18 protein-coding genes and 2 pseudogenes are annotated in these 18718 nt (G+C 61.0%); 7 read left to right on the top strand and 13 right to left on the bottom strand.

The features are described from left to right. The first annotated feature begins 21 nt into the window (after nucleotides 1-21). Nucleotides 22-2613 (top strand): Fe/S-dependent 2-methylisocitrate dehydratase AcnD, encoded by a 2592-nt coding sequence (gene acnD / locus M1D68_RS17420; protein WP_457967917.1) that lies wholly within the window; start codon nucleotides 22-24, stop codon nucleotides 2611-2613. Between the two features lie 53 nt (nucleotides 2614-2666). Further along, complete coding sequence (gene prpF, locus M1D68_RS17415) at nucleotides 2667-3857, top strand: 2-methylaconitate cis-trans isomerase PrpF (RefSeq protein ID WP_457967915.1); 1191 nt, start codon at nucleotides 2667-2669, stop codon at nucleotides 3855-3857. Nucleotides 3858-3986: 129 nt separating this feature from the next. Here the strand turns inward: prpF and M1D68_RS17410 are convergent, their stop codons facing one another. The 9 genes and pseudogenes from M1D68_RS17410 to soxR form a co-directional block, all read right to left on the bottom strand. Next, on the bottom strand, nucleotides 3987-4880 hold the full coding sequence (locus tag M1D68_RS17410) for a metal ABC transporter substrate-binding protein (protein WP_434559918.1): 894 nt from the start codon (nucleotides 4878-4880) through the stop codon (nucleotides 3987-3989). Beyond that, nucleotides 4881-5780 (bottom strand): metal ABC transporter permease, encoded by a 900-nt coding sequence (locus M1D68_RS17405; RefSeq protein WP_420767253.1) that lies wholly within the window; start codon nucleotides 5778-5780, stop codon nucleotides 4881-4883. Next, nucleotides 5780-6532 (bottom strand): metal ABC transporter ATP-binding protein, encoded by a 753-nt coding sequence (locus M1D68_RS17400; protein WP_457967912.1) that lies wholly within the window; start codon nucleotides 6530-6532, stop codon nucleotides 5780-5782. Before M1D68_RS17400 ends, M1D68_RS17405 begins: the two co-directional genes overlap by 1 nt. Further along, nucleotides 6529-7458: a metal ABC transporter solute-binding protein, Zn/Mn family gene (locus M1D68_RS17395; RefSeq protein WP_457967910.1), complete on the bottom strand. Its 930-nt coding sequence runs from the start codon at nucleotides 7456-7458 to the stop codon at nucleotides 6529-6531. The genes M1D68_RS17400 and M1D68_RS17395 overlap by 4 nt, the downstream gene beginning before the upstream one ends. A 35-nt stretch (nucleotides 7459-7493) precedes the next feature. Then, nucleotides 7494-8069, bottom strand: a complete 576-nt coding sequence (locus tag M1D68_RS17390; protein ID WP_457967908.1) for a DUF6162 family protein — start codon at nucleotides 8067-8069, stop codon at nucleotides 7494-7496. Continuing rightward, nucleotides 8066-8393: pseudogene (locus tag M1D68_RS17385) on the bottom strand (hypothetical protein). Before M1D68_RS17385 ends, M1D68_RS17390 begins: the two are co-directional and overlap by 4 nt. Next, nucleotides 8390-8932: a thiamine pyrophosphate-binding protein gene (locus M1D68_RS17380; protein ID WP_457967906.1), complete on the bottom strand. Its 543-nt coding sequence runs from the start codon at nucleotides 8930-8932 to the stop codon at nucleotides 8390-8392. The pseudogene M1D68_RS17385 and the gene M1D68_RS17380 overlap by 4 nt, the downstream one beginning before the upstream one ends. Next, nucleotides 8929-10143 carry a PepSY-associated TM helix domain-containing protein gene (locus tag M1D68_RS17375; protein WP_420767259.1) on the bottom strand — a complete coding sequence of 405 codons (1215 nt, stop codon included), beginning with the start codon at nucleotides 10141-10143 and terminating at the stop codon, nucleotides 8929-8931. Before M1D68_RS17375 ends, M1D68_RS17380 begins: the two co-directional genes overlap by 4 nt. A 226-nt stretch (nucleotides 10144-10369) precedes the next feature. Further along, nucleotides 10370-10732, bottom strand: a pseudogene (gene soxR, locus M1D68_RS17370) (redox-sensitive transcriptional activator SoxR); the annotation flags it as partial. Between the two features lie 252 nt (nucleotides 10733-10984). Between soxR and M1D68_RS17365 the strand changes: the two are divergent. The 4 genes from M1D68_RS17365 to M1D68_RS17350 all read left to right on the top strand — a co-directional run bounded on the left by M1D68_RS17365 (nucleotide 10985) and on the right by M1D68_RS17350 (nucleotide 15151). After that, nucleotides 10985-11251: a hypothetical protein gene (locus tag M1D68_RS17365; RefSeq protein ID WP_420767260.1), complete on the top strand. Its 267-nt coding sequence runs from the start codon at nucleotides 10985-10987 to the stop codon at nucleotides 11249-11251. Nucleotides 11252-11349: 98 nt separating this feature from the next. Then, a complete protein-coding gene (locus M1D68_RS17360) occupies nucleotides 11350-11970 on the top strand; it encodes a LysE family translocator (RefSeq protein WP_420767261.1) in 621 nt (206 codons plus the stop codon). A gap of 155 nt (nucleotides 11971-12125) precedes the next feature. Beyond that, nucleotides 12126-13292: a cysteine desulfurase family protein gene (locus tag M1D68_RS17355; protein ID WP_457967904.1), complete on the top strand. Its 1167-nt coding sequence runs from the start codon at nucleotides 12126-12128 to the stop codon at nucleotides 13290-13292. A 50-nt stretch (nucleotides 13293-13342) separates the two neighbouring features. Next, nucleotides 13343-15151 (top strand): aminopeptidase P family protein, encoded by a 1809-nt coding sequence (locus tag M1D68_RS17350; protein WP_420767263.1) that lies wholly within the window; start codon nucleotides 13343-13345, stop codon nucleotides 15149-15151. Between the two features lie 10 nt (nucleotides 15152-15161). On the opposite strand, the gene M1D68_RS17345 is transcribed toward M1D68_RS17350, so the two are convergent. Next, complete coding sequence (locus tag M1D68_RS17345; RefSeq protein ID WP_457967902.1) at nucleotides 15162-15752, bottom strand: 2-hydroxychromene-2-carboxylate isomerase; 591 nt, start codon at nucleotides 15750-15752, stop codon at nucleotides 15162-15164. A gap of 31 nt (nucleotides 15753-15783) precedes the next feature. After that, the gene (locus tag M1D68_RS17340) at nucleotides 15784-16512 is read right to left on the bottom strand and encodes an SDR family oxidoreductase (protein ID WP_420767265.1); all 729 of its coding nucleotides are present in this window, start codon (nucleotides 16510-16512) and stop codon (nucleotides 15784-15786) included. An 89-nt stretch (nucleotides 16513-16601) separates the two neighbouring features. Between M1D68_RS17340 and M1D68_RS17335 the strand changes: the two genes are divergently transcribed. After that, nucleotides 16602-17171, top strand: coding sequence for a TetR/AcrR family transcriptional regulator (locus M1D68_RS17335; RefSeq protein ID WP_457967899.1), 570 nt, complete (start codon nucleotides 16602-16604; stop codon nucleotides 17169-17171). Nucleotides 17172-17179: 8 nt separating this feature from the next. Here the strand turns inward: M1D68_RS17335 and M1D68_RS17330 are convergent, their stop codons facing one another. Together M1D68_RS17330 and rhtA are read right to left on the bottom strand one after the other, a co-directional pair. Further along, on the bottom strand, nucleotides 17180-17461 hold the full coding sequence (locus M1D68_RS17330) for a hypothetical protein (protein ID WP_420767267.1): 282 nt from the start codon (nucleotides 17459-17461) through the stop codon (nucleotides 17180-17182). A 165-nt stretch (nucleotides 17462-17626) separates the two neighbouring features. Continuing rightward, nucleotides 17627-18514, bottom strand: coding sequence for a threonine/homoserine exporter RhtA (rhtA, locus tag M1D68_RS17325; RefSeq protein ID WP_420767268.1), 888 nt, complete (start codon nucleotides 18512-18514; stop codon nucleotides 17627-17629). Between the last annotated feature and the right edge of the window lie 204 nt (nucleotides 18515-18718).

Raw genomic sequence — 18718 nt, 5'->3', positions numbered from 1 at the left:
ACCGTGACCCGAGTCCTGACGATGAACACAGAATTTCGCAAACCGCTGCCTGGCACTTCGCTGGATTATTTCGATGTTCGCGCGGCCGTGGAGGCCATCCGCCCCGGCGCCTACGATGGCTTGCCGTACACCTCTCGCGTATTGGCGGAGAATCTCGTGCGCCGCTGCGACCCGGCCACGCTGCGTGAATCGCTGCTGCAACTGATCGAGCGCAAGCGCGACCTGGACTTCCCATGGTTTCCGGCGCGGGTGGTGTGCCATGACATTCTCGGCCAGACCGCCCTGGTGGACTTGGCCGGTTTGCGCGACGCCATTGCCCAGCAGGGCGGCGACCCGGCGCAAGTCAACCCGGTGGTGCCGACCCAACTGATCGTCGACCACTCCCTGGCGGTCGAGAGCGCCGGTTTCGATCCCCAGGCCTTCGCCAAGAACCGCGCCATCGAAGACCGTCGCAACGAAGACCGCTTTCACTTCATCAACTGGACCAAGAAAGCTTTCAAGAACGTCGATGTGATTCCGCCGGGCAACGGGATCATGCACCAGATCAACCTGGAGAAAATGTCGCCGGTGATCCAGCAGCGGTACGGCGTGGCCTTCCCGGACACGTGCGTCGGCACCGACAGCCACACGCCCCACGTCGATGCACTGGGCGTGATTGCCATCGGCGTTGGTGGCTTGGAAGCGGAAAGCGTCATGCTTGGCCGCGCCTCGTGGATGCGCTTGCCGGAAATTGTCGGCGTCGAGCTGACCGGCAAGCTGCAACCGGGCATCACCGCCACCGACATGGTGCTGGCGCTGACTGAATTCCTGCGTAAACAAAAAGTCGTGGGCGCATGGCTGGAGTTTTACGGCGAAGGCGCCAGCGCGCTGACCTTGGGCGACCGGGCGACCATCTCCAACATGGCCCCTGAATACGGCGCCACGGCGGCAATGTTCCATATCGATCAGCAGACGATCGACTACCTGAAGCTCACTGGGCGCGAAGACCAGCAAGTGCAGCTGGTCGAACACTACGCCAAGACCATTGGCCTGTGGGCAGACAGCCTCAAGGGCGCGCAATACGAGCGTGGCCTGACGTTCGATCTTTCTTCGGTCGTGCGCAACATGGCCGGCCCGAGCAACCCCCACGCCCGTGTCGCGGTGTCGGATCTGGCCGCCAAAGGCATCTCCGGCCAGTGGGACGACGTGCCTGGGCAAATGCCCGACGGCGCGGTGATCATCGCCGCGATCACCAGTTGCACCAACACCAGCAACCCGCGCAACGTGATCGCCGCAGGCCTGCTGGCGCGCAACGCCAACCGCCTGGGCCTGGCCCGCAAGCCGTGGGTCAAGTCATCCCTGGCACCGGGCTCTAAAACCGTGGCGCTGTACCTGGATGAAGCCGGCCTTACGCCCGAGCTCGAGAAGCTGGGCTTCGGTGTGGTGGCGTTTGCCTGCACCACGTGCAACGGCATGTCCGGCGCGTTAGACCCGGTGATCCAACAGGAAATCATCGACCGCGACCTGTACGCCACCGCCGTGCTGTCGGGCAACCGCAACTTCGACGGGCGTATCCACCCGTACGCCAAGCAGGCGTTTTTGGCCTCGCCGCCGCTGGTGGTTGCTTATGCCATCGCCGGGACCATTCGCTTCGACATTGAGAAGGATGTGCTGGGCGTGGTGGACGGTCGCGAAATCCGCCTCAAGGACATCTGGCCAAGCGACGAAGAAATCGAAGCCGTGGTCAAGGCGGCGGTGAAGCCGGAGCAGTTCCGCCAGGTCTACATCCCGATGTTCGCCATCCAGGAAGACACCGGCCCGAAAGTCACGCCGCTGTACGACTGGCGCCCGCAAAGCACCTACATCCGTCGCCCGCCTTATTGGGAAGGTGCATTGGCCGGTGCGCGGCCGCTGCAGGGCATGCGCCCGCTGGCGGTGCTGCCGGACAACATCACCACCGATCACCTGTCGCCATCCAACGCCATCATGTTGGACAGCGCCGCCGGTGAGTACCTGGCGAAAATGGGCCTGCCGGAAGAGGACTTCAACTCTTACGCGACCCACCGCGGCGACCACCTGACCGCGCAGCGCGCGACCTTCGCCAACCCGAAACTGTTCAACGAAATGGTCGTTGAAAACGGCAAGGTCAAGCAGGGCTCCCTGGCCCGGGTCGAGCCGGAAGGCAAGGTCATGCGCATGTGGGAAGCCATCGAGACCTACATGGAACGCAAGCAGCCGTTGATCATCGTCGCTGGCGCCGACTACGGCCAGGGATCGTCGCGGGACTGGGCGGCCAAGGGGGTGCGTCTGGCCGGTGTCGAGGCGATCGTTGCCGAAGGCTTCGAGCGCATCCATCGCACTAATTTGGTGGGCATGGGCGTGTTGCCGCTGGAGTTCAAGCCCGGTACAGATCGCAAGACCTTGGGCATCGACGGCAGCGAAATATACGACGTGATCGGCGAGCGCACCCCGCGCGCGACGTTGACGTTGGTCATCACCCGCAAGAACGGCGACCGCGTCGAAGTGCCGGTGACCTGCCGCCTCGATACCGCCGAGGAAGTGTCGATCTACGAAGCCGGGGGCGTGTTGCAACGTTTCGCCCAGGACTTCCTCGAGTCGGCGGTGGCCGTTTAAATCGCCTGGGTGGCCGGTTTTTCCGGCCGCCCGTTTTTAAGGAGTTGGAGCACATGGCTCACTCGCCTCAAATCAAGATCCCCGCGACTTACATGCGTGGCGGCACCAGCAAAGGCGTGTTCTTCAGCCTGCTAGACCTGCCCGAAGCCGCCCGAGTCCCTGGCCCGGTCCGGGATGCCCTGTTGCTGCGGGTGATCGGCAGCCCCGACCCGTACGAAAAACAGATCGATGGCATGGGCGGCGCGACGTCCAGCACCAGCAAGACGGTAATCCTGTCCAAGAGCACCCGGGCCGACCACGATGTCGACTATCTGTTCGGCCAGGTGTCCATCGACAAGCCTTTCGTGGACTGGAGCGGCAACTGCGGCAACCTGTCGGCGGCGGTGGGGTCGTTTGCCATCAGCAGTGGCTTGGTGGAGCCGGCCCGGATTCCGCAAAACGGTGTGGCCGTGGTGCGGATCTGGCAGGCCAACATCGGCAAGACCATCATCGCCCATGTGCCGATCACCGACGGCGCGGTGCAGGAAACCGGCGACTTCGAACTCGACGGCGTGACCTTTCCGGCGGCTGAAGTACAGCTGGAGTTCATGGACCCGGCTGCCGAGGAGGAGGGCGATGGCGGCTCGATGTTCCCAACCGGGAACTTGGTGGACGACTTGGAAGTGCCCGGTGTTGGTACCTTGAAGGCGACGCTGATCAACGCAGGCATCCCGACGATTTTCATCAATGCCCGGGATATCGGGTACACCGGTACTGAATTGCAGGGCGCCATCAACGGCGATCCGAAGGCGCTGGCGATGTTCGAAACCATCCGCGCCCACGGTGCCTTGCGCATGGGGTTGATCAAGCATCTGGACGAAGCGGCTCAGCGCCAGCACACCCCCAAAGTCGCGTTTGTCGCGCCGCCAGCGGATTACCTTTCGTCCAGCGGGAAAGCCGTGGCGGCGGGCGACGTCGATTTGCTAGTGCGGGCGTTGTCCATGGGCAAGCTGCACCACGCCATGATGGGCACCGCCGCCGTCGCCATCGGCACCGCCGCCGCGATTTCCGGCACCCTGGTGAATCTGGCCGCCGGCGGTATCGAGCGCAACGCCGTGCGTTTCGGCCACCCGTCCGGCACCTTGCGTGTCGGCGCCGAGGCCAGCCAGGTCGACGGCGAATGGACTGTGAAAAAAGCCATCATGAGCCGCAGCGCGCGGGTATTGATGGAAGGGTTCGTGCGGGTGCCCGGGGATGTTTTTTAACGGGTTCCTTCAGACATAACCCAAAACCTGTGGGAGCGAGCCTGCTCGCGATGAGGCCGGCACATCCAGCATCTATGTTGGTTGACACACCGCTTCTCGCGAGCAGGCTCGCTCCCACCGTGGCTGTGGTTAGCCTCCCATCAGTGCCGTGACGACCACCCCCACATTAGTTTCCAGCTCCGCCACCGGGTCGGCGCCATCGGTGCTCAGTACCAGCAACTGACTGCCGCCCTCGGTAATGGCCGCTTTCACAGCTTCCGACGGCTGGCGATGATGCAGCACCAGCGCCACGTCATTGTCTTTCAACGTTGTGGTCAATTGCTTCAAGGCCTCGGGCGTCCACTCGGCGTCGGGCCGGGCGTCAGTACTGATGCCATCCAGATTCAACCCGCTGATCAAGTAACCAAAATGCTCACTCAGGCTGACTACGCTCAGGTTATCGGCACTGGCGAGACGTTTTTCGCTGTCGGCGCTGAGCTTGAGCAGGCGTTGCTTGAGGGCCGCCAGGTTGGCGTCGATTTTCGCTTTGTCGTTTGGGGCCAGGCGCACCAGGTCGGCGGCGATCACGTCGGCCATCCGCCCCAGGTTGGGGCTGGCCATCCATGGCTGGCTCGCCAAACCGTCAGCCATCCCCGGTTGCACGGCGATACCGGGCAGGGCGCCGTCCACCGGGCGGGCCGCGTCGACTTCGACGATGCGGATGTTGCTGCGTCGGGCCATGGGGTACAGCGGATCGTCCGGCCATAACGAGCGCAGGCCGATCACGGCATCGGCATCACTGGCCAGTTTGCCCAGGGCCGGCGCGCCACGGCCGCTGAAATAGGCATTCTGACGGGTGCCAGGCAGATTGGCGGGCGCGGCCCGCTCCAGGCTGACCTCGGTGCCCTTGAGCAAGGCCTCGCCCAACCCGTAGGTGACCGGCAACGACGCCAGCAGACGGACCTTTTCGGCGGCGAATGATGAAGTGACGGCCACGCCGCACAACGCGACGGCCAGGGTCAGTTGTCGCAATGAAAAAACCATTTATCCAAGATTCCCTTTGAGGCTGGGGACGACGCCACGGGCGATGGCGCTCAGGGCGAAGGCGATGCCGGCCACCAGAATGATCGCGGCACCGGACGGGATCGGCAGGTCGAAGACGATCGGCGCGAGAATCCCGCACAACGTGCTGACGGTGGCGATCAGTACCGAACACCAGAAGAAGCCTTTCAACGATTGGCTGAGCAGGCGCGCGGCAGCCGCCGGGATTACCAGCAGCGCCCCCACCAGAATGGCGCCAATGACTTTCACCGCCGCCACGGTAATCAATGTCACCAAGATCACGAACAGGTAGTCCAGGGCCTTGACCGCCACCCCGCGCACCGCCGCCAGTTGCGGATTGAAGCTGGCGAGCATGATGCGGTTGTACAGTGGCAACGCCAGCGCCATCACCAGTGAACCGACCACCGCCAGCACCAGCAGGTCGTTGCCGTTGACCGTCAGCACGGAACCGAACAGCACGTTCTCCAAGATGTGTACGTTGATCTTGCCCGCCAGGATCAACAGCAGGCTTGCACCCAGGGCCAGGGACACCGAAAGGAAGACGCCGATCAGGGTGTCCGGTGACAGGCCGGTTCGGTTGCGCAGGTAATTGAGCAGGATGCCGAACAGCAGGCAATAGCCGAACAGGCTTCCGTACGGCCCGGTGTAGGGTTCGCCGAGCAGGATGCCGACGGCCACGCCAGTCAGCGCCGCATGGCCCACGGCTTCGGAAAAAAACGCGAAGCGCTTGACCACCACCAGCGTACCGAGGCCGCCAAGCACCGGGCCGATCAACAACCCGGCCAACAATGCGTTGACCACAAACCCATAGGCCAGCGCTTCGGGCAGATAGCCGGACGAGGCCCAGCCCTGGACCATCAAGCGAAAGGCTTCGTAACTCATCAGGCCGCGCTCCCGTTGGTGCGTGGATGGGTGGAAAACAGCGTGAGCAGTCGCTCCGGGGTCAGGGTCTGGCGTGGCGGGCCGTCGAACAGTACCCGGCGATTGAGGCCCGTGACCCGGTCGGCCAGCCGCCCGACGGCTTCCAGGTCATGCTCGATCCACAGCACGGTGATCCCGGCCTGGCGCCAGTCCTGCAGCAACCGCTCGAACACCTGGATGCCGGCCTCGTCGAGGGCTGACATCGGTTCGTCCAAGACCAGCAGTTGCGGTGAAGGGATCAAGCCCTGGGCGAGCAGTACCCGCTGGCGCTCACCGCCGGACAGCGCGCCCATCCGGCGCTTGCGCTTATCCTGCATGCCGACCCGCTCCAGGGCCTGGCCGATGGCACCGCTGTAATGCTTGCTCAAGCCGAGAAAGGCCGGGCGCCGTTGACACATCGCCGCCATGAAATCGTCCACCGTCATGGGCAGGCCACGATCGAACTCAAGGGCCTGGGGCACATAGCCGATGACGCCGGGCTCACCTGGCCACTGCAAGCTCAGGCGCCCCTTGTGCGGCATTTGTCCGAGCAGGGTCTTGATCAGGGAACTCTTGCCGCCGCCGTTGGGGCCGACCAGGGCATGGACGCTGCCAGGTTGTATCTGCAAGCCCACGTTGTCGAGAATCGTGGTGCGCCCCAGCTCGAGGCTGATGTCGATGAACTCGATCAGCGGGCCGGCCTTTGGCTGGATAAGGGTTTGCTGCACGGTCATGCGCCGGACTCCTGGATCGCCCGGACCACGGTGTCGAGGTTGCCGGTCATCTCCTTTTCGTATTTCTCGGCGCTGTATTCACCGTAGGAAATGTGCGAAAGCGGGTACAGCTTTACGCCTGATTCACGTTGGATTGTGTCGACGTAGGTGGAGGGAAAATCCATCTCCGAAAAGATCACTTTCACATCCAGTTCGCGCAACTGATCGATGGTCTTTTTCAACTGGCTGGGGCTCGGCTCGATACCGTGGGCCGGCTCGACCACGGCGGTCACTTCCAGGCCGAACTCGCGCAGCAGGTAATCGTAGGCGGCATGTACAGTCGCGACCTGCAACTCGGCGTTCGGCGCCTGGGTCAGCTTGGCCAGGGCGTCGGCACGCATCTGCCGCAGGCGCTTGCCGTAGGCGCGAGCGTTTTGAATGTAGGTCTTGGCGTTATCGGGGTCGAGCTTGCCCAGCTCCCGGGCGATGTTGCTGACCTGGGCAATGGACGCGCTGATGGACAGGAACGTATGCGGGTTGACGACTTTGCCCGCGCCCCTGGCGGCAGTGCCGGTGGCGGCCAGCAAGGGCACGTTTTCGTTGGCTTCGATGACCTTCACGTCTGGTGTTTCGCTGGCGGCGATCATGCGGTCGGCAAAATCGTCATGGCCGACGCCGTTGAGCACGATCACATCCAGACCGCTGATGCGCTTGATGTCTTCGGCCCTGGGTTCATAGGCGTGGGGATTGAATCCGGCCGGGATCAACGGCACCACTTCGGCCTTGTCACCGACGATGTTCGCCACGTAACTGTAGTAAGGGTGCAAGGTGATGCCGATGCGCAGGCGCTTGGATGTTTCGGCGCTGGCCATCGGGGCGAGCAGGCAGGCCAGCAGGCCAAGCAACAGCAGGCGCAGGAACGGGCGGCGTGGAGAGGCGATAGACATGGGCAAGCGGTCTTCTCTTGGATGAGGGCGAGGGGTCAATGCCGGTGCTGGCGGGTCACGCCGGCATCGAATTGCGCGACGATCTGTTGCCAGCCGGATGCGGACAAAGCAGCGTCGTCCAACACGGCAGGGGCGGTCGCAGGATTGCTGCGGTTGAGCCAGATGTCCGGGGGCGCGCCGGATGTTTCGCTGATGCGCATCAGAAAGGAGCCTGCGATTGACGGGGTAGCACTCGCGCCAAAGTAGGCTTTTTCACCCAGCAGTTGCCAGGCGTGGCCGCCGCGGGTGACAGAACTGGCATCTTGGGCGAACGGGGCAAAACCTTCGTCCGCCAACGCTTGCGGGCCGGGAAGGGCTAGCTCGCTTTCGCGCAGAATGCGGATCTCGTCCAGCGTGACCCGCAGGTCGGCATAGATGCCTTGCTCGGCGGCGCTGAGGTCGCGACGGGCATCCAACTGGTTGCTTTGCACGTGAGTGACGTCCTGGGTTTCGCCATGCCAGGCCACCACCGACCCGGCTCCCAATACGATGATCAGGCACAGCAGCAAGACATAAAGGGTTTCGTGGCCCGCGCCAGCGGGGCGAACGACGTGGTGGGTAGGTGTGCTCATGGGGCCTCGATGTCGGCTTGGTCGATTTCCACGACGTGCCCGGGGCCGGCGTCGAAAAGTACGTAGAACTCGGCGTCCGGTTTCTTGAAGGTCAGCGTTGAGGTCGGCGCCGAGCTTGCCGGGTACGAGGATGGTTTCGTCATAGCCAATCACGTCCAGCGTCACTCCGGGTGCACCGCTGCCGTCGGAAAAACCGCCGGTGCATTGGATCTGCTCGGCGTCGATGGCCTTGCACTCGCACATCGGGTTATGGGCCAGTGCGCTGGTGCTCAAGCTTGCGCAAAGGAGCAATGCCATGCTGTTGAGGAAGGCGCGGAGGGTCATGGTCGGGCTCCTTGGGTTTTCAGCCAGGCAACGGTGGCCGGGGAGGCCTGGTTCAGTGGAATCGAGGCCTGGTGCATCGAACCGTCCCAACCCTCGAGGGTTATCCACAGTTCGGCATCGGGCTGGGTCTTCGGCGGGACTGGCAACAACGCGCCCATGCGATAGGGCGAGCCAAAGAAAATCACCCCGGCGGCCCGCAGGCTGCGGGGCTTGCCAATGCGCAGATAGGTGGCTTTCACCTGGCTGATGCAGCGTTGGCACAGCGCGGCATTGAAGTGCTTCATGGGGCCGGCGGGACCCTGGGTACGAGGGGCTTCGTTGCGAAATTCCGCCAGGCGCAAGCTCCACGGCCCGACCTGGATCTCACCGACTTCCCGCTCTCCGAGCCCGCCGTCGCCACGGAACAACGCAGCTTCCGAGAAATACTTGGGCATGAAGCCCAGGGGAATCAGCAGCAATAGCACATTGAGATGGAAACGCCATTTATGCCAGAACCGGCCCAGGCGAGAGGGTGGCTGGGTTGTGGTGGACGGATTCACAGGCTGCCCTCCGGCGAGTCACGGTGGAGGGAGGGTTGCAATGGGGGGGCGATCCGGGCGGGCCGGGCAGGCTTCTGGCTGCGCTTGACGGCGTTGGCAGTGGCCAGGGCGGTGCGTTTGGTCCAGATCAGCAACCCACTGAGGACCATCATGCTCAGGATCAGACCGAAGAAAAACCAGATGAGCTTGATCCAGAGGCCGCCGAAGTCCCCGGTGTGCAATGGCCGCATGGATTCGGTGACGAACTCCAGGGGCGTGCGGTCCGCCAACAATCGCGTGGCGTCCACCTCGCCGCTGTAGGGATTGATGGTCGCGGTCTGGAACATCAATGGATACCAGCCGCGCCCGCCGATTTCGACGTGGCTGTAGGCATTGCCGGGTAGGCTGACAAAACTCGCGTCCAACCCCGGGATTTGCTGCCGGGCGATCTCGATGGCTCGGTCCAGGTTCAATCGTGGTGGAGCAATACCATCGGCTGACAGTGGAACGCTTTCACGAGCCACGACCGGGACGACCGGCGCGCTGGAGATGGAGATGCCGTTGTCGGCCAGTGTGGCTTCGATCAGGAACCAGGTGCCGGTCACGGAAATGACCGCGATGAACCAGATCGACCAGATACCGCTGAGCCGATGGAAATCGCCCCAGAAAATCCGCGCGCCGTGGCGGATGCGCAAGGTCGGGCGCAGGAAACCTTTCCAGAAGCGTTTGTAGACGACAAGCCCGGTAACCAGTGATGCCAGCATCGGCAGGCCGAGGAGAGACACCAGGTACCAGCCCCAGCTGTAGCCGTTGGTGAACGGCACCAGCCACCATCCATGCAGGGCGCGGGTAAAAGCCCTGAAATTGAACGCCGGGGCCGATCCCTGGATGACGCCGCTGTAGGGATTGACGTAGACGGTGTCCGGGCGGCCGTCGGGGTAGGTGACTTTGGCTTCAAGGGCAAAATGCGACTCATCCGGACGCACGATACTTTGCACTTGTGTCAGCGGCTGGGCTTGCTTGATGGCGGCCATGACCTGGTCATAGCTGAGCAACGGGGCGTCATCGCTGGGCTTGCTGGCGCGCATCTCAGGATTGACCAGCCAGACGATCTCCTGGCTGACCACCGCCAGAGTGCCGGTGACGCAGACGATCAGGACAAAAAACCAGATGGGCAACGCCAACCAGCTATGAACGAGAAACCAGAGTTTGGAGCGGGACTTCTTCGACATGATTGAACGTCTTGATTCGATGGAAGGTTCCGTGTCGCGGGCTTCGCAACGGCCTGAACCCTGGAAAAGCAGGCCGTGGCTTTTGCCGACGCGGCCTGCTGCATCTAATTAAGACGAACGAGACACTCAAATCCTGAAGAGTAAGTTGAAAGAAAATGTTTCGCGTTAGCGATAAGCGTGGTTTGGTGTTTGGGTGGCGAGCCATCAAGCTCCCGGACGATCACACACAACCGATGCAGCCGTTCAGTCGGTCGCGCAGAGCGATCAGTTGATTGATGCGCTCATCCAGATTCCGGCTCCACTGCGCCGACAAGGTCTGCCAGTCGGCTGCTGTCGGGGCGCGATCCTCCGGCAGATTCTTCAGCGCCTCGCCAATCTCCGCCAAGGGAATGCCCAGGCGCTGGGCGAATTTGATCAGCGCCACCCGCCGTAGCACTTCCCGAGGGTAGCGACGCTGATTGCCCTGGTTGCGGGTGCTTTTGATCAGGCCCTTGGACTCATAGAAGTGCAGCGCCGTGACCGCTACGCTGCTGCGAGCGGCGACTTGGCCAAGGGTGAGCTCCTTGTGGAGGTTAATAGGAATCGTCATTTCAGATGGCGAGGGGTATTTCTGGTGGCTGGTTCACAAGCATCGGGCCAAAGCGGTGACGTTCGGCTCATTTCAGGTACTGCGCATTATCGAGCGCAGCCTGGACGGCGCTCTGCATTGCCCCTGGGTTAGCCAAGCGCAACGAGAGATACGAGAGGGCGATACCCACTATCGAAACCGTTGATTTTTGCCGTTCCATGCTGGCGGGTAGCCTTTGTTCATCGCCCCACTACAGAACATTGGACGCCCGCCATGAACCGTATCCTTGCTGTCTTGCTACTGTTGGCCGTCACCGTATTGAGCGGTTGCGCCTCGTCGTCTCCGGAGCTGCGTCCTTACACAGCTGAGGAAACTCGTGAGCTGGCCCTCGAAGCGCTGAATCGCCGAGGCCTTTCTTTTGAGGAGTATCACGCGAAGAAAGCCGAATTGCTGGGACCGTCGCAGAAAAATACCGGTTTCGACGAGCGTGGCGAAATGAATGCCGAACGGACCGTTCAACTGCCTGGCCGACCAAGCTGAAGGACTGTACCGCTCGAAGTTTTGCCTAACTGTCCATGGGCGCGTGCCGGGACGTGGGGTAGGGTCATCATTTGACTGCCCCAACGGATTGACCTGCCATGACGCTCTCGCTTGACCTGCTGCTGGGCTTCGCCCTGTTTGCCCTGGTGACCTCGATCACACCAGGCCCCAACAACACCATGTTGCTGGCCTCGGGTGTCAATTTCGGTTTCAGCCGTACGATCCCTCACATGCTGGGCATCACCTGCGGCTTCTTTTCCCTGGTGCTGGCGGTGGGCCTTGGCCTGGGCGCGGTGTTCCAGACTTATCCATTGCTGTACACCGTGCTGCGCTACATAGGCGCGGCGTATCTCATGTACCTGGCATGGAAAATCGCCCATTCCGGCCCGGTCTCGGACAGCTCAACGGGCAACAACAAGCCGATCGGTTACTGGGGCGCGGCGGCGTTCCAATGGGTCAACCCCAAGGCCTGGATCATGGCCATCGGTGCAATCAGCACCTATACACCGCTGCAAGGCTACTTTTTCAATGTGGTAGTGATCGCGGCGGTGTTTGCCTTGATCAATCTGCCAAGCGTCAGCCTTTGGGTCGTTTGTGGCAGCCTGTTGCGAAACCTGTTGCGTGATCGTCGATGGTTGCGCCTGTTCAACTGGGGCATGGCGTTGCTGTTGGTCGCGTCGCTGTATCCGTTGTTGCTCGAAAGCATGAGTGAGGGCTGAGCTTCGGCGCGATGCCTGCTAAGCTCGCTGTTCCAGGAGCGTTCCTACGCACTTATAAATGAAGTCCGACTTCTTTAAAGGTCTTGATCAGGTAATGCTTGTCTCGAATCCAACGAGGGCACCCTGGTCTTGGAACCGGCTCTGCGAGTTTCCTTATGAATAAGCGTCCTTTGTATTTCGATTACGCCGCCACCACGCCGGTGGATGAGCGGGTTATCCAGGTCATGATCCAATGCCTGGGCTTCGACGGTAACTTTGGCAACCCAGCCTCCAGCTCCCATGCGTTCGGCCAGGAGGCACGACAAACCGTGGAGCAGGCACGCCAGCAGGTGGCCCGGTTGGTTGGCGCTCGAGCCGATCAAATCATCTGGACCTCCGGTGCCACCGAATCCAATAACCTGGCCTTGAAGGGCGTGGCGCAGGCGCGCGGTGCCGGTGGTGGGCATGTCATTACCAGCCTGATCGAACACAAGGCGGTTCTCGATACGGTCAGGCAACTAGAGGAAAGTGGCGTCGAGGTGACTTGGCTGGCGCCAGACGCCGATGGCCTGATCACTGCACGCGCGGTTCGCGAGGCCCTGCGCGAAGACACGTTCCTCGTGTCGCTGATGCTGGTGAACAATGAGTTGGGAACCGTCAACGACGCCGTTGCCATCGGTGAGATCGTTCGCGAGCACGGCGCGCTGTTCCACATGGACGCCGCCCAAGGGGCGGGAAAGGTGGGCATCGACCTGGCCCGGTGGCCGGTGGACCTGATGTCCTTTTCCGCGCATAAGATCTACGGACCCAAGGGTATCGGCGCGCTATACGTTGGCGACCGTGCGCGGCCTCGGGTATCGGCACAGATTCATGGCGGAGGCCACGAAGGTGGTTTGCGCTCCGGCACCCTGGCGACCCATCAGATTGCAGCCATGGGCGCTGCGTTCGAGCTGGCGGCGCAGTCGTTCGACCAGGAGCTTGCCCAGATCGCCCGGTTGCGCAATCGTTTGCTCGAGCCGCTGTTGGCATTACCCGGTGTATGTATCAATGGCAGTGCGAGCTGCCGTATTCCCCACACGTTGAGCCTGACGTTCAACGAAGGTGAATTCAACTCGGCGACATTGGGTGCGTCGATTGCATTTTCGGCTACTTCGGCCTGCAATTCAGCGCAGAACAGCCCATCCCATGTCCTGCTGGCCCTGGGGCATGATGCACGTGCGGCCGGGCGGACTATCCGCTTGAGCCTGGGGCGTTTCACCAGCGAACAGGATATTGATGAGGCGGTGCGGGTTATCAAGGAAGCCTGCGCTGCTGCGCCGGCGTTTTGGGCGACGCCCCCTTGAACCGACCGACCTTTTGCAACGAACAATAAAATCGATTAGCAGGAGTAATAATGAGTACCGAGCCTTTGACCCCAGGAGAGGTGCCCCAGCGCCTGGCCCGAATTCGCCAGTTGATGAGCGAGGAGGGCGTTCATGCGCTGCTGGTCCCGTCGGCCGATCCGCATCTGTCCGAATATCTGCCAGGCTATTGGCAAGGGCGTCAGTGGTTGTCCGGCTTCCATGGATCGGTCGGCACCTTGATCGTGACGGGGGAATTCGCCGGGGTCTGGGCCGACAGTCGATACTGGGAACAGGCCACGAAGGAACTGGAGGGCAGTGGGATCGAGTTGGTCAAGCTCATGCCAGGTCAGCCCGGCCCATTGGACTGGCTGGGTGAACAAACACCCGAGGGTGGTGTTGTGGCGGTCGACGGTGCAGTCATGGCCGTTGCGTCGGCCCGCACGCTGAGCAGTAAGCTTGAATCGCGCGGCGCGCGGTTGCGTACCGACGTCGACCTGCTGCATAAGATCTGGACCGATCGTCCAGCCCTTCCGGATCAGCCCGTCTACGCCCACCTGCCACCCCAAGCCACGGTGAGTCGTGTAGAGAAGCTTGCCAAACTGCGCGAATCCCTCAAGGAACGCGGTGCCGATTGGCATTTCATTGCGACCCTGGATGACATTGCCTGGCTGTTCAATTTGCGTGGCGCGGATGTGTCGTTCAACCCGGTGTTTGTCTCCTTCGCGTTGATTGGCCAACAACAGGCGACGTTGTTCGTAGCCTTGGACAAAGTCGGTGCGCCATTGCGTGCCACTCTTGAACAGGATGGCGTGACGCTGCGCGATTACAGCGAAGCCGCGGCCGCGCTGCGTGAAGTGCCAAGCGGTGCGAGCCTGCAGATCGATCCGGCGCGGGTCACGGTCGGCTTGCTGGATAACCTGGACAGTGGCGTCAAGCTGGTCGAAGGTCTCAACCCCACGACCCTGGCCAAATCCCGCAAAACCTCGGCGGATGCCGAGCATATCCGCCAGGCAATGGAACAGGACGGTGCGGCGCTCTGCGAATTCTTCGCCTGGCTGGAAAGCGCCTGGGGCCGCGAGCGCATCACCGAGCTGACTATCGATGAACATCTGACCGCGGCACGCAAACGCCGGCCGGATTTCGTCTCCCTGAGCTTCAATACCATCGCGGCCTTCAATGCAAATGGCGCAATGCCCCACTACCACGCCACGGAAGAAGCGCACGCCGTTATCGAAGGCGATGGCCTGTTGTTGATCGATTCGGGTGGCCAGTATCTCGGCGGTACCACGGACATCACACGCATGGTACCGGTCGGAACGCCAACGCCGGAGCAGAAGCGTGATTGCACCCGAGTCCTCAAAGGTGTGATCGCGTTATCGCGGGCCAAATTTCCCCGGGGCATCCTATCGCCTTTGCTCGATGCCATCGCCCGCGCGCCAATCTGGGCCGAGCAGGTGGATTACGGTCATGGGACTGGCCATGGCGTCGGTTATTTCCTGAACGTGCACGAGGGGCCACAAGTCATTGCCTATCAAGCCGCTGCCGCGCCACAAACCGCGATGCAGCCGGGTATGATCACGTCCATCGAACCGGGCACTTATCGCCCGGGTCGCTGGGGTGTGCGCATCGAGAACCTGGTCCTCAACCGCGAGGCAGGCAGTAGCGAGTTCGGTGAGTTCCTGTCCTTCGAAACCCTGACGCTGTGCCCGATCGATACCCGTTGCCTTGAGCCAGCGTTGCTGACCCAGGATGAAAGGGACTGGTTCAACGCCTACCACGCCGAGGTTCAGCGTCGGTTGAGCCCATTGCTGCAAGGCGATGCGCTGCAATGGCTGAACACCCGGACAGCGGCGATCTGATGCAAAAAGGTCAGGCTAGGGCTTCACGGACGAAGTCCAGCCGATCCTGGCCGAAGAACAGCTCGTTGCCTACAAACATGCTCGGCGCGCCAAACACGCCTCTGCGGATCGCTTCTTCGGTGGAGTTTTTGAGCTGGTCCTTGACCTGTTGATCAGAGGTCAAGGCCAGTACATACCCAGGATCAAAACCGCCGTCTTCCAGAACCGCCGCAACTGTCGCTGGATCGTTGAGATTTCGGGCGTCAATCCAAAGGGCGCGGAACAGGCAATCGATAAAGGTCTCGAATCGGTCTGGGTGGCGCAATTGCATCCCGGTTACGGCGCGCATCAACAGCAACGTGTTGATTGGGAAGTAGGGGTTGAGCTTGAACTCAACGCCATAACGGATAGCAAAGCGATTCAGATCCTTGAACAGATAAGGCCCTTTGGCCGGTACGGTAACAGGCGATGCGTTGCCGGTTGCCTTGAAGACACCCCCCAGCAACATCGGGCGGTAGATCAGCTCACTGTCCGCTTGTGCACAAAGCGCAGGTAACTGCGTGTAGGCCAAGTAGGTGGTGGGGCTGCCGAGATCGAAGAAAAACTCTACGGATTTGCTCATGGGCTGCTCTTTTTTGTTATGAAGGGAAGGCTTACCAGCGTTCGCTCCAGGGGCGTAGATCCAGCTCGAATGTCCAGGCATCGCGGGGCTGGGTATGCAAATACCAGTAATTTTCAGCAATGTGTTCCGGATCGAGAATGCCGTCTTCGTCCTTGGTGGCATATTTTTCCGGGAAGTTGTCGCGAATGAAGGCCGTGTCGATGGCGCCGTCCACTATTACGTGAGCGACATGGACGTTCATCGGGCCCAGTTCGCGCGCCATGCTTTGCGCCAACGCTCGCACGCCATGCTTGGCCCCGGCAAACGCGGCGAACCCTGACGCTCCGCGCAATCCGGCCGTGGCTCCGGTAAACAGGATTGTCCCGCGCTGGCGCTTGACCATGCGCTTGGCCACTTCCCGAGCATTGAGAAAGCCGGAGAAGCAAGCCATCTCCCAGATCTTGAAATACTTGCGCGCGGTCTCTTCCAGAATGCTGCAGGGCACATTGGCGCCAATGTTGAATATGAAAGCTTCGATCGGTCCGATCTGTACTTCAATTTGCTCGATCAGCCCGATGACTTCATCTTCGTTGCGCGCATCGCAGGCGAAACCGTGAGCATCACCTCCCTCGTCCCGAATGCTGTTAACTAACGGCTCAAGCTTGTCGGCACTTCGACGCGTGACGCAGGCAACGAAACCCTCCCGGGCGAAACGCCTGGCTATTGCCCCGCCGGTGGCATCGCCAGCACCCACAACCAGTACGACCTTCTTGTTATTCATAGTCCGTCCCATTGCTAAACGATCGTTAACTAAACGGACGTTATGTTAAGATCCGGCCAACGTCAAGGTGTGCATTCAGAGGCAGGACGATGCGTTATTCAGCCAACCACAAGATGGAAACTCGCGAAAAACTGCTCGCCAGCAGCGCTATCTCCGCTAAGAAATCCGGATTTGCAACGGTGGGCGTTGATGGCCTGATGAAGGCGATCGGGTTGAGCGGCGGCGCGTTCTATAGCCATTTCTCATCCAAGGATGAGCTTTTCAGGGCGATTGTCGAACGAGAGCTGGCCCACAGCCTGGACCGCTTGAGTGGCGATGGGATCATGGACTCAACGAAACTGGAGCGTTGTCTCAAGCAGTACTTGAGCATGAGCCATGTGGAGCAACCGGAGGTGGGGTGTGCCTTGCCCGTGTTGGGGGCAGAGATCGCGCGCTCGGATATTCAGGTACGGGAGGCGGCACAGACTTGGATCTGCCGGTTGCATGAAGGCTGGGCGCGGATAATGGGAAGTGACAGCCTGGCATGGGCGGTCCTGTCACAATGTGTCGGGGCATTGGTGGTGGCACGCATGTTGGCATCGCCTGAGATTCAGCGCGATGTCCTCAAATCCAGCCGTGAGGAAATCAGTCGTCGAATCGCCGACCGACCCTTTGACTGATCCGCTGATTATTTGCAGATGACGATCATGCTGCGGCTGGTATACCCGGCGGGGTTGAGCCCGAAGGGATAGTCACCCGGTTCCTCGACGGCATCACCGGATTTGGCGATCACCTTGTAGTTCTTGGGGGCGCATGAATTGGCCGCCGTGGCGGCGCATTGGTCCCAGGATGAAGTCAGACCGGAGCAATTGATGTGAAGGCCCTTTTTACCGCGTTTCATTTCGGTTTTCGATGTCGCCGCGCAGCCCGCAACTGCCAGCACGGCGATCAAGATCAAGATTCGTTTCATTCCCGTCCTTATGCCGTCGTGGATCTTGTGTCTACGTACGGCTGTGTTCGCTTTCGCTTGAAGCGTTCATGACGTCCTGTATAAAAAAATCCATGCCTGGCATTAGGTTACGGGGCTAAACATGGCCTAAATGTGCGGTAAATACCAGAGCTATATAAAAACTGCTCAATCTGCTGCGATGGCGGGCTTTGCGGTATCGCCCATCGTCAGTGTCGCGCCGACTGATGCAAGGACGATGCAGGTGATGGCGGCCCACTGCGCCAGCGACAGGTATTCCTGAAGGAAGATAAATCCCGACAGGGCGCCGATCGCGGGCTCGACGCTCATTAGCGTCCCGAAAGTGCGGGCTGGAATCCGGGTCAGGGAAATCATCTCCAGGGTATAAGGCAGGGCTGTGGACAGGATGGCGACCCCGATGGCGACCGGAATCAGACTCGGCGTCAGCAGCGCGGCACCGGCGTGCACAATACCAATAGGGGCGACAAACAGAGCCGCTATCATGACTCCCAATGCTGCGGTCTGAACGCCATTGTCCGCGCCGGCCTTCTGGCCAAACAGAATGTATAGCGCCCAACACACGCCTGCGCCCAGGGCGTAACCGGCACCTACCAAGTCGATGCCGGTGTCGGCTGCCCCGGTAGGTATCAATAGCAGCAATCCGATCACTGCCAAGGCGATCCAAAGGAAATCGATCGCCCGACGCGAGGCGTAGATTGCAACCGCCAGCGGGCCGGTGAATTCCAGTGCCACGGCAATGCCCAGTGGAACGCTACGAAGAGACATATAGAAGAGGAAGTTCATGCCGCCGAGCGCCATCCCGTAGACCATCACCGTGCGCAGGGATTGAGCGGTGAGCTTGGCGCGCCAAGGGCGTAGCAATAACAACATGATGATGCTGGCGAAGATAAGGCGCAGGGTCGTGGTTCCTTGCGCGCCCACTACCGGGAACATGCTTTTGGCAAGAGCCGCGCCAGACTGGATCGAGGCCATCGCGATTATTAGCAAGGCAACCGGGAATAAAGAAGAAACCAGGTTGCGATTGGCTGGAGTCATTACGGGGTGTCATCCAATAAAAGGGCAAGAGAAACGGGTTTGAGCAATATAGTGCGCATTTCAAGCGGCGCAGTCTATATATCAGGCGGGTTTGGACCCGTTCAGCCGGAAAGATAAAGAAAGGAAAAAATAACGGTTGACGGCAAATTCTGGATGTCTATAATTCGCCCCACTTCCGGCGCAGTCGAAACGGAAAATTCCTTG

It is taken from the genome of Pseudomonas sp. R4-84, assembly GCF_054130985.1.
Note: the sequence above shows the minus strand (reverse complement) of the source record. Positions and strands in the feature narration are given on the sequence as shown.